We start from the raw sequence: 14,392 nt of genomic DNA, 5'->3' as shown, positions 1-14,392 counted from the left end.
CCCCCGGACCCCACCGCCCTCCTCACCCGGCTGTGGACCGAACTCCTCGGCCACGACGGCCTCGTCGGCCACTCCGACTTCTTCGAGCTGGGCGGTGACTCGCTCCTGGTCACCCGGCTCGCCCGCAGGGCCACCAAGGAGCTCGGCGTCCAGATCCCCGTCCGCGACCTGATGACCGCCCGCTCCCTGAGCGGCCAGGCAGAACTCGTGACCGCCCTCACGGCGGCCGGCTGACCCCCCAGCCCGAGAGAGAGGCACCCACTGTGACCACCGCCCCCGTCACCACGGCCCGACTGACCGTCACCCCGCTGACCGGCACCCTCGGCGCCCTGATCAGCGGCGTCGACACGGCCGTCACCCCCGACGCGGAGACCGTCGGGGAACTGCGCCGGGACTACGACAGCCAGGCCGCCCTCGCCCGCGCCTTCGGCGACCTGACCCTCGGTCACCCCATCTACGCGGCCCCCGAGAACCGCCCCGAGGTCAGGGAGATCGACTCCCGGCAGGGCACCCGCGCCAACCACTGGCACACGGACCTCACCTTCGTCGACCGGCCCCCGGCGATCGCCTTCCTCCACAACAAGATCGCCCCCGAGTACGGCGGCGACACCCTGTGGGCCGACACCGTGGCCGCGTACGAAGCGCTGCCCGAGCCGCTGCGGGCCCTCGCCGACCGGCTGCGGGTCGTGCACAGCAACGACTCCGACTACACCGACGCCACGGTCGCGGCCCGCCGCGAGTACGTCTCCACCCTGTTCGAGCCGGTGAACGCGCCCTGCTGCTCGGCGGGTTCGCGCGCCGGGCGGCCGGCCTCGCCCCGCAGGCCTCGCGCGACGTGCTGCGCCTCCTCCAGGAATACGTCACGATCCCGGAGCACACCGTCCGCTGGCGCTGGCGCCCGGGAGACCTGGCGATCTGGGACAACCGGGCGACCCAGCACTACGCCGTCTTCGACTACGGCACCCGGGACCGGCGCGCGGAACGCTGCACCGTGACCGGGACGGTCCCGGTGGGAATCGACGGGCGCCCCAGCACGGTGCTCAGCGGTGACACGACCGCCTACAGCGACGGCAGGCGCTGACCGCCGTCCGCACCGCGGCCGGGGAAGGGAAAGGAGGGGAGGCCCGGGGCCTCCCCTCCTTCGGCGGTCCGCGAGCGGGGTCAGCCCGCCACGTCCGTCACCGCCTCCGTGAGGCCTGCCGCGAGGGCCGCCGCCCCCTCGTCGTCGATCACCAGCGGCGGCACCGCCATCACCGCCGCGCCGACCTGCCGCAGCAGCAGCCCGCGCTCCCGGGCCCGGGTCAGGACGCGGGTCGCGAGCTCGGGCGAGGCGGTCTCGACGACCAGGATCAGGCCCAGCCCGCGCACGTCCACCACGCCCCCGGCGCCGGTCAGCGGTGCCAGCTCGCCGAGGAGGCCGCTGCCGAGCCGCTCGGCCCGGCCGGGCAGATCCTCTTTCTCCAGGACGTCGAGGGTCGCCAGCGCCGCCGCGCAGGCCACCGCGTGACCGGAGGTGGTGTGGCCGTAGCGCAGGCCGCCGATGACGGGGTCCCGGCCGAACGTGTCGTGGACGTGCTGCCCGACGGTGACGGCCGCGATCGGCACATAGCCGCCGCTCAGTCCCTTGCTGCTGACGAGCACGTCCGGGGTGACGTCCTCGCGGCGGGCTGCGAACATCGCGCCGCAGCGGCCGTAGGCGGTGAAGACCTCGTCGAGGACGAGCAGGGTGCCGGTGGCGTCGCAGAGCGCGCGCAGCTCGCGCAGGAAGCCGGGCGGGAGGACGACGGCGCCGCCGACGTTCAGGAAGGGTTCGACGACGACGGCGGCCGGGAGGTCGTCCGGGTCGTCGCCGATGGCCCGCTCGAAGGCGGCGAGCAGGACGGGCAGCGCCTCCTCTCGACGCAACAGCGCCGGTTCCAGGGGCAGTTCGACCCGGGTCACGGGGACCGGCGGATCCAGCAGGTGTGTGCTGCGCGGCAGGGTGGACAGGCTGCGGCTGAGGAGCGTGGCGCCGTGGTAGGAGCGGGCGAAGGTGACCAGCCGGGAGCGGGGACGGCCGAGGTGGGCCCAGTAGGAGACCGCCATCATGACGGCGGCGTCGAAGCCCTCGGAGCCGCTGTTGACGAACAGGGTCTTGTCCATGCCGGGCGGAAGATGCCCCGCGAGGCGTTCCGCGAGCAGCCCGGCGGGTTCGTGCCCGGCCACGGAGAGGTCGAAGTGGTGCAGCCGGGACGCCTGTTCGGCGAGGGCCCGCAGCACGTGGGGGTGGGCGTATCCGCACGTGGAGTTGAGCGCGGAGGCGTCGAGGTAGGCGCGGCCGTCGATGTCCCACACGTGGTGGCCCGAGCCGTGCGAGAGGGTCAGCGCGGAGCGGTCGGCGGCCAGCGGCGTCCAGGTGTGCCAGACGTGCCGCCGGTCGCGGGCCCGTACGGCCTCGGTGTCGGGGGCGGGAAGGGCCGGGCGGGCGGGTGCGCTGGTGGTCCAGGATGCGTTCATGGGCGCTCTTTCTGACGGTGTCGGGGACGGTGAGCTGCCTTGCGGTGACACGGGCCCGTACCGGCGGACCGGGACCTACCAGGCCAGGGCGCCGTGCTCGTCGAAGAAGCCGCCGCTCGGGCCGTCGTCGGGGAGGGTCGCGAGGGCGACGAGGGACCGGGCGCCCTCCTGGACGGTGCGGGGAGCGCGGAAGCCGTTCATGGCGGTGGCCGTCCAGCCCGGCGACGCCGAGTTGATCTTCACGTGCCGCAGGCCGGGGTCCTGCCGGAACGCCAGCCCGTACTGGACCGTCAGCATGTTCAGGGCGGCCTTCGAGGCGGTGTAGGCGAGCCGCACCGACGCGTCGCCCGGCAGCTCCGCGCCCGAGACGGTCAGGCCGAAGGAGGCCGTCGTGCTGGAGACGTTGACGATGCGGGGCGCGGGGGAGCGGGCCAGCAGCGGCAGCAGGGCGTGGATCATCGCGACCGCGCCGGCCACGTTGACGTCGAGGAGGCCGCGGACGAGGTCGGCGCCGGTGTCGGCCGCGGTGGCGCCGGCGAACACGCCCGCGTTGTTGACGAGGACGTCGAGCCGCCCGTGGTCCCGTTCCAGGCGGGTGGCGAGCGCGGCGACACTGCCGGTGTCGGTCACGTCGACCGCCACCGGTGTCACTCCCCGGACGCCGTCCCGTTCCAGCGCGCGGGCCGCGTCCGCGCCGCGCCCGGCGTCCCGGCTGCCGAGCAGGACGACGGCGCCGCGCAGCGCCAGTTGCCGGGCGGTCTCCAGGCCGATGCCCCGGTTGGCCCCGGTGACCAGGGCGATCGCGCCGGGCCTCATCGGGCGCGCCGGTACACCGACACATGTCCGGTGCTGTCGGGGCCGAAGGGCTCGCCGGACCAGTCGGCGATCCGCCGGTCGAGCCGGAGGCCGGCGCGGTCCGCCATCAGGTCGAGTTCGGCGGGCGGGCACCAGCGCTCGGCGTGCGGGCGCAGATGGACGCCGTCGGCGTCGAAGGTGATCTTCTGGCTGTGGAAGCGCTGGGCCGCCGCGTCGAAGCGGTAGACCTCGATGGTGGCGGAGTCCTCCGTGACGGACAGGGCGTGGACGCGCTGGCCCCGGTCGAAGAAGGCGGGGTCGGGGACGTACGCCTCGATCACGAAGGCGCCGTCCGGGTCGAGGACGCGGGCGGCGTTGTCGAAGCAGGCCTGCTGGCGCTCGGCCTCCAGCAGATTGAAGATCGTGTTGTAGACGAGGTAGACCAGGGTGAAGGGGCCGTCCACCGGGATCTCGGCCATGTCCCCGACGGTCACCGGGACACCGTCGCCGCCCGGCTTCCCGCGCAGGCGGGCGGCCATCTTCGCGGACCCCTCGACTCCTTCGACCCGGATGCCCCGGGCGGCCAGCGGCAGGGCCACCCGGCCGGTGCCGACGGCGAGTTCGAGGACGCGTCCGCCACCCGCGAGCCCGGCGAGGAAGTCCACGGCGGGTGCCGGGTCGAGGGTCGTCCGGTCGTCGTAGTCGTCGGCCCAGACCTCACCGAAGAGCGCCGGATCGCCGAACTTCCTGCTGGTGGCCATGAGAAACCCTTCCCTCGGTGACGTCCGCCTTCCCATATTGCCGCACCTGGCAACATCGAGGCAATATATTGCCCCACTGTTGGAGTGAACTGCCATCCCGAAGTGTCAAATCCATTGCGCGGTACGGCTGTTTCGGGCAATCATCGCCGCATGGTCTCCACACCCCCCGACGGCCGCGCGGGCATCGACGCCGCGCTGGTCACCAAGTTGATCGACGCCCAGTTCCCGCAGTGGTCGGGCCTGCCCGTGGTCCCGGTGGAAGTCGACGGCTGGGACAACCGCACCTACCGCCTCGGCGCCGACATGTCCGTACGGCTGCCCACGGCGGCCGGCTACGTCCCCGCCGTCGACAAGGAGAGCACCTGGCTGCCCCGGCTCGCGCCCGGTCTGCCCCTGGCCGTTCCGACGATCCTGGGCGCGGGCGTCCCGGGCGAGGGCTACCCCTTCCCGTGGTCCGTGCGCGGCTGGCTGGACGGCGAGACCTCCGCGCCCGGACGGATCGACGACCTGGCCGAGTTCGCGTCCGCCGTCGGCGAGTTCGTGCTGGCCCTCCAGCGCTGCGACGCCACCGGCGGCCCGCTCGCCGGGGAGCACAGCTGGTACCGCGGCGCCTCGCCCGCCCACTACGACGAAGAGACCCGGCGCTGCCTCGCCGCCCTGGAGGGCCACGTCGACACCCGGCGGGCCGCCGAGGTGTGGGAGGCGGCCCTCGCCGCCGAGTGGCGCGGCACGCCCGTGTGGTTCCACGGGGACATCGCGAGCGGCAACCTGCTGGTCAGGGACGGCGAGCTGACGGCCGTCATCGACTTCGGCACGTCCGGCGTCGGCGACCCCGCCTGCGATCTGGTGATCGCCTGGACGATGTTCTCCGGCGAGAGCCGCGACGCCTTCCGCCGCACGACCGCCCAGGACGACGACATGTGGGCCCGGGCCCGCGGCTGGGCCCTGTGGAAGGCCCTGCTGGTGCTCTCCCAGAGCCTCGACACCACCACCGGACCGGACACCACCTCACACCACGTGATCAACGAGGTCCTCACCGACCACGCCCGCCTCGCCTGAGCGAACGGCCGCAGTAGGCGCCCGCCTCGCCCGGCCGGACAACAGCAGCGGGTGCCGTACCCCCGGTGGGGCGCGGCACCCGCTGCTGTTGTCCGGTGTTATCCGGCCACCGCGGCCTCCAGTCCGCGGGGGTCGGGTGCGTGGGAGCGGAACCAGGCGATGGTGTGGCCCAGGCCCTCCGTCAGGTCGACGAGTGGGTGCCAGCCGAGGGTGCGGACGGCGTGGTCGATGGCCGGGCGGCGGCGCGGCGGGTCGTCCTGCGGTAGTTCCCGGTGCTGGACCGGTGCCGTTGTCGACGTCAACTGCCTTACGAGTGATGCCAGTTGGGTCATGGTGAACTCCGCGGGGTTGCCCAGGTTGACCGGGCCCGCGTGGTCGGAGTCGAGCATGGCCAGCAGGCCCCGGACCAGGTCGTCGACGTAGCAGAAGCTGCGGGTCTGCTCGCCGTCGCCGTAGAGGGTGATCGGATTCCCGTCGAGCGCCTGGGAGATGAAGTTGCTGACCACCCGCCCGTCGTCCGGGCGCATCCGCGGGCCGTACGTGTTGAAGATGCGGACGATGCCCGTGTTCACCCCGAGCGCGCCCCGGTGCGCGGTGGTGAGCGCCTCCGCGAACCGCTTGCTCTCGTCGTAGACACTGCGCGGCCCGATCGGGTTCACGTGCCCCCAGTAGTCCTCCGTCTGCGGGTGCACCTGCGGGCTGCCGTACACCTCGCTGGTGGACGCGAGGAGGAAGCGCGCGCCGTGCCGCCGGGCGAGGGCGAGGGCGTGTTCGGTGCCCCGGCTGCCGGCGGCGAGGGTCTCCAGGGGGCGGCGCAGATAGTCCGGCGGCGAGGCCGGACTGGCCAGGTGGGCCACGGCGTCCACCGGGCCCGGCACGTCGAGTCCCAGGGTGACGTCCGCCTCGATGAATCGGAAGGCCGGGCTGTGCCACGCGTCCTCGAGGTTCTCCCGCCGCCCGGTCGACAGGTCGTCGACGCAGACGACGCTGTCGCCCCGGCCCAGCAGCGCGTCGCACAGATGCGATCCGAGGAAGCCGGCCCCACCGGTGATGACGACTCGCATGATCCTCCTCAGTCAGTCCAACTCGGTCTGTCAATCATTTGCCTCAAGTGTTGCCTTGACTGTGCCCACTTGGCAATATCGACGTGCCATGTTTGCCAAACGGAGGGTCGCCATGACCGGTACAGGCTTCACAGCGGCCGCACGGGGCCGAGCCCGGACGGCGTACGGCTCGATGGCGGGGCTGGCCAGGGACGGCGCCCTGGCCGGACTGGTCGCGAACACGGGCCTGATCGGCGTCTCCGGCGCCATGATGAGCACCTCCGGCAGCCTGTTCCTGGCCGAGGGGATCGGCGTCGGCCCGCTGCTGATCGGCCTGTTCTTCCTCGGCCGGGGCGTCCTCGGGGTCCTGTCGGGACTCGCCTTCGGCGCGCTGTCCGACCGGATCGGCGACCGGCGCCTGCTGCTCGCCCTGTGCACGCTGCTGTCCGCGGTCGGCACCTTCGCCTACGTCGTCGTACGCGACTACTACCTGCTCTTCGCGTTCGGCGCGGTCTTCTTCGCGCTCGGCAGCGCCTGCTTCCCGCAACTGCTCGCCTACACAAGGGAGTTCGCCGACACCAGGGCGCTGGACGCCACGTTCTTCAACTCCCTGCTGCGCGCCCTCACCTCGATGGCCTGGGTCGTCGGCCCGCCGATCGGCTTCCTGCTGATCGACGCCGGCGGCTTCGGCGTCCTGTACCTCACCGTCACGGCGATGTACGTCCTGGCCTGCGTCCTGTGCCTGTGGCTGCTGCCGAAGCACTCCGCGCCCGCCGCCGCGCGCGGGCCCCGGACGCGGGGCAACCCGTTCACCGGCCTGGGCCGGTCCTCCTGGACCCTGCTCGTCGCGACCGTGCTGCTGCTGGCGGTCAACAGCGTCTACCAGATCGACATCGCGCTGTTCGTCACCGAGCAGCTCGACCACGGCACGGGCTTCACCGGTCTGCTGCTCGGGCTCGCCTCGGCGCTGGAGATCCCGGTGATGATGTACCTCGGCGCCCGCGCGGACCGCATCGGCAAGCGCCGACTCGTCTTCTACGCCGCCTGCTGCGCGACCGTGTTCTTCGCCGCCCTGCCGCTGGCCGCATCCAGGCCCGCCCTGCTCGCGCTCCAGGCACTCAACGCCTTCTTCATGGCGGTGGTGCTGAGCATCCCCGTGACCATCCTCCAGGAGGCCCTGCCCGACCGGGTCGGGGCGGCCTCGTCGCTGTTCACCGGCGCCTTCCAGGTCGGGGTGATGCTGGGCGGCGCCACCGCCGGCGTGGTCATCGACCGGCTCGGCTACGGCCGGGTCTTCTGGGTGTGCGCGCTGCTCGCGGCCCTGGCGGCGGTCCTGCTCACGACAGGACACGAGCCCGCCGCCGACGCTGCGCGGGTGCCGTGAACAGCGCGCTCACCACCGCCGGCTACCCGGCCGCCGGGACCGTCTGCGGGCGGGTGATCCGGTTCGAGACGCCGCCGAGGTAGTACCGGACGGTGGGCTGCCGCGTCGACACCATCGGGACGCCGTTGTCCTGGAGGGTGGCGAGCAGTTTGTCGTCGGGAGCGGTGTTGGCCTCGTGCTCCGCGGCGGTGAAGGTCTCCGGGATCGGCAGCCGCAGCAGCAGGTCCCGGCTCACCAGCCACACGCTCTGGTCCACCAGGGAGACCGGGTCCTGGGCCCGCATCGTGCTGCTGGTGCGGAAGGCGTCCCCCGGGCCCCGCGGATCGGCGCGGTCCAGCAGGATGTTGGTGCCCCGGACGCGGACGCCCTTGTCGCACATCACGTCGTAGATGCGCGCCGCCTCGGCCGGGTCGGTGACGGTGTGCCAGGCCTCGTCGAGATAGGGGGCGCCGTCGGCGTACCACATGGTCCGCCCGGAGTGGGCGACCCGTACGCCGTTCCGCCGGGCGCACTCCAGGAGGCTGCTCAGGTGGTGGGGCTCGTACTCGTTGTCGTCGTCCAGGAACGCGATCCAGTCCGCGGAGGAGAGCCGGACGCCGGTGTTGAACAGCCGTGAGAGCCGGGGGTAGACCCGGCGTTTGTCGCCCGGGGGCTCGTTTCGCTCGGCCTGCGGACGCGGCTCCTGGTGGACGGTCACCCGCAGTCCCGGGCGGGTGGGGGCGGCGGTGACGGCCGCCACCGTCTCGGCGTCCTCGTGGTCGACGACGATCACATGCTCGATCAGGCCGTCGAAGTCCTGCGCGTACACGGAGTCCATGGCGCGCCTGAGCAGCCGCGGACGCCCTCGCGTCACCGTCACGACGCCGATCGTGTCCTCGCTCATGCCGTTCTCCCTTCGCTCGACGTGGTTCCGATCCAACCAAGCATTGCCAACTTAGGCAAGCTCCTGTCAATGTATTGCCAGAAGCGAAGTCCAGAGATGTGACCAAGGAGGGCGTGCGGTGGGTGGTCCCAAGATCAGTGTCGTGATCCCGTACAAACAGCGCCTGCGCAACTTCCGCGTCGCGCTCGCGGCGCTCGCCGAACAGACCCTGCCCGGCTCCGAGTTCGAGATCGTCGTCGGGGCGCTGGAGTACTCGCCGGAGTACCTGGAGGCGTGCCGGGAGTACGCGGACCGGCTGACCGTCGTCTCCGTCCTGGTCGACGAGGAGTGGAACCTGTGCCGCTCGCGCAACCTCGCGCTGCGCCAGGTGTCCGGCGAGGTCGTGGTCTTCCTCGACGCCGACCTCGCCCTGCCGCCGCGCTGTCTGGAGACCCTCTACGACCGGTACTACGCGGACGGACAGGACCGGTGCGTGGTCGGCCAGATCGTCGGGCTCGACGGGCGCTCGGACCGGGCGGCGGAGACCGCGGACCTGCCCGAGCACCGGCGGTTCAGGACCCTGCTCGCGGACCTGGAGGCGGCACCGGGCGAGCGCCACGACAAGCGGTGGCGGTTCGATCCGTTCGTGCTGCCCTGGACCCTGGTCTGGGGCGCGTTCATCGTGATCCCCGCCGCGACCGTCCGCCGGCACGGGCTGCTGTTCGACGAGGACTTCCACGGCTGGGGCGGCGAGGACCAGGAGTGGGGCTACCGGGTGCACGCGGCGGGCATCCCGATCGTCCGCGGTGAGGACGTGCTCGGACTGCATCTGCCGCACATGCGCGACGTGTCGGCCAACTTCCGCGAGTTCGACGTCAACATGGACCACTTCCTGACCAAGTGGCCCGCCCTGGACGTGGAACTCTTCCGCGCCTACGACATGTGGGGCGCCAACCGCTCCTACGAAGAGGTCCGGTCCGAGATCGCGGCGATCGTGCCCGGCCCGGACGGCGCGCTCGGCGTGGCGCGCGGCACCGTCGCCGGCCGGGACACCCTCGTCGTCGGCGTCCCGCTGAGCGCCCCGGCAGGCCGCCCGGCCGAGATCGCCGACCCCGCGGTCCGGGGCCTGTTCGAGACCGTGCCGAGCGTTCTCCCGCTGGTCGGCCTGGCGCTGCCCCTCGCCGGCGGGAGCGTCGAGGAGTGCCGGGTGCTGCCCGCCGTCCTGCGGCTGAGCGAGCGGTACCGCGAGACCGTGCTGCGCGAGGCCGCCCGGGTGGCGCGGCGCGTGGTGACGGCGGCGGAGAGCGTCGACCCGGCCGCCTGACGGCCGCGGACCCGTGAGCCGGCCGGTGCCCCCGAGGGGACGCCGGCCGGCTCACGTCGCTCACACCGACAGCTCCAGGCGCGGCACCCCGGGCGGCTCGAAGCCGAACACCTGGCCGTAGACGGAGAGTTCGGCGTGCAGACAGGCCACGACGGTCTCCGCTCTGCGGAACCCGTGCTGCTCGCCCTCGAAGGTGAGGTGGGCGTGCGGGACCCTGCCGCCCAGCCGCCGCAGGAACCGCTCCGCCTGCACGGGCGGGGTGATCGTGTCCTCCAGGCCCTGCATCAGGACGAAGGGCGCCCGCACCCGGCCGGCCCGCCGCAGCGGTGACACGCGCGCGTAGCGCTCGGCGGCCTGCGGCCAGGGGCCCAGCAGACTCTCCAGGTATCTCGACTCGAAGTCGTGCGTGCCGCGGTCGCGCCACTCCTCGGGGTCGAGCAGCGGGTAGTAGATGCCCGCGACGCGGTACAGGGACGGCTCGGCCGCCAGTGAGGCCGCCGCCGTCCACCCGCCCGCGCTGCCGCCCCGGATGCCGATCCGCCCGGGGTCGGCCAGACCGCGCGCCACCAGCCCCCGGGCCACGGCGGCGCAGTCCGCCACGTCGGTCACGCCCCAGGCGCCGCGCAGCCGCTCCCGGTAGGGCCTGCCGAAGCCGGTCGAGCCGCCGTACTGGACGTCGACCACGCCGATGCCCCGGCTGGTGAAGTAGGCGATCTCCCGGTTCACGACCAGCTGGCTGCGGGTGGTGGGACCGCCGTGCGCCTGCACCAGGAACGGCGGCAACTCGCCCTCGGGAGCGGTGAATCGGGGATTGTGCGGGAGATGGACGAACGCGTGGACGTCGTCGCCGTCCGCGTTGCGGAAGACCTCGGCCCGCCCGTACGGCAGCCAGTCCGCGTGCCGGACGCCATCCTCTCCCGCGCCGGGGCCACGCAGCACCTCCAGCCGGGGCGCCCCGGCTCCACCGAGGTCGGCCAGCACGACGGAGGACGGCTGCCGCGGCCCCGCGGCCGTGCCCGCGACCCGGCGCCCGTCGGTCGCCAGCTGCGCCCACTCGGTGTAGGGCGACTCCACGTCGGCCAGCGAGCCGTCGGGGTGCAGCACGGCCAGCCGGCGCCCGCTCGTCCCGTACGCCACGAACAGCCGCCCGTCGTCCGCGGGCAGGAACCAGCGCGCGCCGATCCGCCACAGCGGCTCGCCGAACTCCTCGGCGCGCGGGCACAGGCAGCGGCTGTCCCCCGCCGGTCCGATCTCGTGGATGTTCCACCAGCCGTCCGGGTCGCTCAGCACGTACAGCACCCCCGGCCGGTCCGGCGCCCACTCCACCTGGCCGACCGAGACACCCGGGCCGCCGGCGATCCGCCGGGCCGGCCCGAGTGTCCCGTCGGTCCGCACCGGGGCGCACATCAGGTCTGTGCTCTCCCACGGCATGTCCGGGTGGTTCCAGCCGATCCAGGCGACCTGCCGGCCGTCCGGCGCGACCTTCGGGCCGGTCATCAGGTGATGGCCGCCACCGAGCACCCGTACCGCGCCCGGGTCCTCGGCCGCGCGGCCGTCCAGCGGCAGCGCCACCAGCGCTCGGCGGACCTCCGTGCCCGCCGGGTCGAGCAGGGTCTCGCGCAGGCACCACACCTCCTCGCCGACCCGCGCGAAGTCGGCGTACCGCAGCCCGGTGGGCAGGTCGGGCTCCGGGCTGAGCGGCACCGGCTCGGCCCCCGGCGCGCAGCGGTAGACCCGCTGGTCGTCGCCGTTGGTGAAGACGAACCCGGCGGACGCGTCCCGGCCGAGGGCGAGCCAGGGGCGCCCGCCGTACTCGATGACCCGTGAACGGACGCTCCAGCCGGCGCCGAGCAGGTCGGTGACGGTGCCGTCCGGGGCGCGGCCGACCAGGGCGCAGCGGCCGCCCTCCCGGGGCCGTAGCTCGATCCACCACACCTGCTCGCCGACGAAGCCGACCCACTCGACGCGCGTGGCGCCGGCCGCCGCCTCGGCGGCGGTGATCGGCGAGGTCCACGTGCCGTAGGGCGCGGTGCGCACCGTCGCCTCGGCCACCTCTGCAGTTGCCACTGTTTACCTCCTCGCTTCAGCCCAACCTTCCCACAGAGGTTGCCTTCATATGCCAAGCCTGGCAACATGTTGCCTCAATCAAGCCGATGGAAGCGGAGGGGGTGCCCGTGACCGGGACCGTGCTCAAGGAAACGGCGGACGGAGCTGCCGAGCCCCGGCAGGCGGCCCCCCGGCGGCTGCGCGCCTCCCTCGCGCTGGAGACGCTCCTGGGCGCCCTCGGCCTCTACAGCGTCATCCCGGTCCTGGGCACACTGCTCGCGGCCCGCTCCCCGGGCTCCGGCGCCGCGGTCGTCGGGGTCGGCCTGTTCTGCTACACCGCGTCGGCGGGCCTGTCCGCCACCCTCGCCGCCCACTGGCTGCGCAAGGTGCCGTACGCCTCCGGCATGGTGGGGGCCGTCCTGCTCACGGCCGCCGCGTTCGGGCTGCTGCCCCGGGCCGGCGCCGACTGGCAGCTGTGCGCGCTGCTCGTCCTCGCCGGGTTCGGCGTGAGCGCCCACTTCCTGTACTCCCGGGTGCTCATCGCGGAGGTGGTGCGCCACGACATCGGCCGCAACCAGCTCTTCTCGATGCTCCAGATCGCCGTGAACGCGGCGGCGGCGCTCGGCCCGTTCCTGGCCAACGTCCTCTACTCACCGGACCAACCACAGCGCCTGATGGGGATGGTCGCGCTCTGCTACCTGGCCGCCGCCGTCGTCATGCTGCCCGGCATCCCGCGCGGAACCCGGCCGCCCGCGGCCTCCACCACATGGCCGGTCGGCCGCCCCGTGCTGCGCCAGGTCGTCACCGTGCCCCGGATCCGCCGCGTCATCCTGGTCAGCGTCCTCGGCACGTTCGTCTACGCCCAGTTCTACTCGGCCTTCGTCTTCTATGTCGCCCAGGACTTCGACTCGGCCGCGCTCCGCTCGTTCCTGGTGGCGGGACCGGCGATCTGGATCGTGGTCCTCCAGGCCGGGGTCACCGCGGTCGTCAGCAGGCTGATGAGACGCGGTACGACACCCTTCGCCGTGCTCGGCGGCGCCAACCTGCTCTTCGGCGTCTCCATGACCACCCTCGGCCTGGGCCTGCCCCCCGTCGTCGGCGCGGTCCTCGCCGTCCTGGTGTTCTCCGTGGCCGAGATGGCGTTCGGCCCCATGGTGAGCACCGCGTACGCCGGACTGCCCATCGCCTCCAGCCTGGAGGCCTTCAACCTGCGCCAGGTGTGCTGGTCCTTCGGCGAGGCACTCGGCGCGCTCTCGGGCGGCGCCCTGTTCGTCACGCTCCACGACCAGGGCCACGGCCGCCTCTACTGGGCCGCGCTGGGCGCGATCACCCTCACGGCCACAGGCCTGCTCCAGTACCTCGCGCACCGCGACCCGGCAGGCAAGGACACAACCGCCACCGACGCCTCACCGACACCGGCCGTAACGCGGTAAACGCACCCACCCCACCGCCTCCACACCCACGCACCCACGCACCCACGCACCCACCAGAGGAGTCCCGATGACCACGTCACTGCAGCTCGACGTGCTGCCCGTCCGACCGGTGTCCGAGCGGATCCGGGGGGACGAGCCGGAAGCGCTCGGCAACGGTCCGGCACTGCCCCGTGCCGAACCGGCGCCGGTGCACGAACTCGTGGCGCGGTTCGCCCGGGTCACCCCCACCGCCACGGCCGTCAGCAGCGGCGACAGCGCCATCGGCTACCGGGCGCTGGACGCGTGGGCCGACCGGATCGCGGACCGTCTCGCACGGGCGGGGGTACGCCGGGGCAGCCGCGTCGGCGTACTGGTGGGCCCGTCCACCGCGATGGTGGCGACGGTGCTCGGCGTGCTGCGCGCCAAGGCGGCGTACGTCCCCGTGGAGCCCGCCCACCCCGACCGCCGTATCGCCGACGTCCTGGCCGACGCGCGTGTCGCCGCCGTCGTGGTCGACCGGGCCGGCGCCGACCGGGTGAGCGGCCTGTGCCTGCCGCTGATAGTGGTCGAGGAGACGAACGGCACGGAACAAGACACGACCACGGCAGCCACCCCCGACCCCGATGCTGCCGACGAGGACCCCCTCACCGGCGACGACCCCGCCTATCTCATCTACACCTCCGGCAGCACCGGCGAGCCCAAGGGCGTCGAGGTCGGGCACCGCGAGCTGGCCGCCTCGACCCTGGCCCGGCGCACGGTCTACCCCGGCAGGCCCACCTTCCTGCTCGTCTCGCCGCTCGCCTTCGACTCCTCCGTCGCCGGCCTGTGGGGCACGTTGACGGCGGGCGGACACCTGGTCGTGGCCGGGCCCGACGAGGTCCGCGACCCCGAGCGGCTGTCCCGGCTCGTGGAGCGCCACGGGGTGACCCGGCTGCTGTGCGTGCCCTCGCTCTACAGCGTGCTGCTCGACGCCGCCGAACGCTACGGAACGGAACGGCTCCGCACGCTGGAGACCGTGATCACGGCGGGCGAACCACTGCCCACCGAGCTGATGCACCGTCACTTCGCCCTGCACGGACGCCCGGTGGCCCTCGTCAACGAGTACGGCCCCACCGAAGCGACGGTCTGGGCGAGCTACCGCCGCTACGACGCACCGGGGCCGGTCTCCATCGGCGGCCCCGTACCCGGCGTCCGGCTCTACGTGCTCGAC

Annotated in this window: 12 protein-coding genes and 1 pseudogene; 7 read left to right on the top strand and 6 right to left on the bottom strand. The window is 73.2% G+C overall.

Annotated elements, in window-relative coordinates; all coding sequences use genetic code 11:
- The coding region (locus JHN63_RS45835; protein ID WP_200691066.1) for an acyl carrier protein at positions 1-234 on the top strand (234 nt) is incomplete at its 5' end.
- Between the two features lie 29 nt (positions 235-263).
- Positions 264-1,081: pseudogene (locus JHN63_RS54900) on the top strand (TauD/TfdA dioxygenase family protein).
- Positions 1,082-1,161: 80 nt separating this feature from the next.
- Here the strand turns inward: JHN63_RS54900 and JHN63_RS45825 are convergent.
- The 3 genes from JHN63_RS45825 to JHN63_RS45815 all read right to left on the bottom strand — a co-directional run bounded on the left by JHN63_RS45825 (position 1,162) and on the right by JHN63_RS45815 (position 4,052).
- Positions 1,162-2,496 (bottom strand): aspartate aminotransferase family protein, encoded by a 1,335-nt coding sequence (locus JHN63_RS45825; protein WP_200691065.1) that lies wholly within the window; start codon positions 2,494-2,496, stop codon positions 1,162-1,164.
- Between the two features lie 75 nt (positions 2,497-2,571).
- Entirely contained in the window at positions 2,572-3,312 is a 741-nt protein-coding gene (locus JHN63_RS45820; RefSeq protein WP_200691064.1) for an SDR family NAD(P)-dependent oxidoreductase, read from the bottom strand.
- Positions 3,309-4,052 carry a class I SAM-dependent methyltransferase gene (locus JHN63_RS45815; protein ID WP_200691063.1) on the bottom strand — a complete coding sequence of 248 codons (744 nt, stop codon included), beginning with the start codon at positions 4,050-4,052 and terminating at the stop codon, positions 3,309-3,311. Before JHN63_RS45815 ends, JHN63_RS45820 begins: the two co-directional genes overlap by 4 nt.
- Positions 4,053-4,202: 150 nt before the next feature.
- On the opposite strand from JHN63_RS45815, the gene JHN63_RS45810 reads away from it, so the two are divergent.
- On the top strand, positions 4,203-5,111 hold the full coding sequence (locus JHN63_RS45810) for an aminoglycoside phosphotransferase family protein (RefSeq protein WP_200691062.1): 909 nt from the start codon (positions 4,203-4,205) through the stop codon (positions 5,109-5,111).
- 98 nt (positions 5,112-5,209) lie between these two features.
- Here the strand turns inward: JHN63_RS45810 and JHN63_RS45805 are convergent, their stop codons facing one another.
- Positions 5,210-6,175: a UDP-glucuronic acid decarboxylase family protein gene (locus JHN63_RS45805; protein ID WP_200691061.1), complete on the bottom strand. Its 966-nt coding sequence runs from the start codon at positions 6,173-6,175 to the stop codon at positions 5,210-5,212.
- 112 nt (positions 6,176-6,287) lie between these two features.
- On the opposite strand from JHN63_RS45805, the gene JHN63_RS45800 reads away from it, so the two are divergent.
- Positions 6,288-7,538, top strand: coding sequence for an MFS transporter (locus JHN63_RS45800; RefSeq protein ID WP_200691060.1), 1,251 nt, complete (start codon positions 6,288-6,290; stop codon positions 7,536-7,538).
- A gap of 22 nt (positions 7,539-7,560) precedes the next feature.
- On the opposite strand, the gene JHN63_RS45795 is transcribed toward JHN63_RS45800, so the two are convergent.
- Complete coding sequence (locus JHN63_RS45795; protein ID WP_200691059.1) at positions 7,561-8,421, bottom strand: glycosyltransferase family A protein; 861 nt, start codon at positions 8,419-8,421, stop codon at positions 7,561-7,563.
- Between the two features lie 118 nt (positions 8,422-8,539).
- Between JHN63_RS45795 and JHN63_RS45790 the strand changes: the two genes are divergently transcribed.
- Positions 8,540-9,724: a glycosyltransferase family 2 protein gene (locus JHN63_RS45790; protein WP_200691058.1), complete on the top strand. Its 1,185-nt coding sequence runs from the start codon at positions 8,540-8,542 to the stop codon at positions 9,722-9,724.
- A gap of 60 nt (positions 9,725-9,784) precedes the next feature.
- On the opposite strand, the gene JHN63_RS45785 is transcribed toward JHN63_RS45790, so the two are convergent.
- A complete protein-coding gene (locus tag JHN63_RS45785) occupies positions 9,785-11,791 on the bottom strand; it encodes a prolyl oligopeptidase family serine peptidase (RefSeq protein ID WP_307782147.1) in 2,007 nt (668 codons plus the stop codon).
- A gap of 107 nt (positions 11,792-11,898) precedes the next feature.
- Here JHN63_RS45785 and JHN63_RS45780 point away from each other — a divergent pair, with 107 nt between their 5' ends.
- Both JHN63_RS45780 and JHN63_RS45775 read left to right on the top strand, forming a co-directional pair.
- Positions 11,899-13,203 carry an MFS transporter gene (locus tag JHN63_RS45780; RefSeq protein WP_200691057.1) on the top strand — a complete coding sequence of 435 codons (1,305 nt, stop codon included), beginning with the start codon at positions 11,899-11,901 and terminating at the stop codon, positions 13,201-13,203.
- Between the two features lie 67 nt (positions 13,204-13,270).
- The coding region (locus JHN63_RS45775; RefSeq protein WP_200691056.1) for an AMP-binding protein at positions 13,271-14,392 on the top strand (1,122 nt) is incomplete at its 3' end.

It is taken from the genome of Streptomyces sp. MBT65, from assembly GCF_016612545.1.
Classification (GTDB): Bacteria; Actinomycetota; Actinomycetes; order Streptomycetales; family Streptomycetaceae; genus Streptomyces.
The sequence above is the reverse complement of the archived record's forward strand: the minus strand, read 5'-3'. Positions and strand labels throughout refer to the sequence as shown.

Bases quoted from the DNA above. Each gene is read 5' to 3' on its own strand.
- JHN63_RS45805 (WP_200691061.1), bottom strand. From the start codon at position 6,175: ATGCGAGTCGTCATCACCGGTGGGGCCGGCTTCCTCGGATCGCATCTG.
- JHN63_RS45795 (WP_200691059.1), bottom strand. From the start codon at position 8,421: ATGAGCGAGGACACGATCGGCGTCGTGACGGTGACGCGAGGGCGTCCG.
- JHN63_RS45825 (WP_200691065.1), bottom strand. From the start codon at position 2,496: ATGAACGCATCCTGGACCACCAGCGCACCCGCCCGCCCGGCCCTTCCC.
- JHN63_RS45815 (WP_200691063.1), bottom strand. From the start codon at position 4,052: ATGGCCACCAGCAGGAAGTTCGGCGATCCGGCGCTCTTCGGTGAGGTC.
- JHN63_RS45810 (WP_200691062.1), top strand. From the start codon at position 4,203: ATGGTCTCCACACCCCCCGACGGCCGCGCGGGCATCGACGCCGCGCTG.
- JHN63_RS45800 (WP_200691060.1), top strand. From the start codon at position 6,288: ATGACCGGTACAGGCTTCACAGCGGCCGCACGGGGCCGAGCCCGGACG.
- JHN63_RS45820 (WP_200691064.1), bottom strand. From the start codon at position 3,312: ATGAGGCCCGGCGCGATCGCCCTGGTCACCGGGGCCAACCGGGGCATC.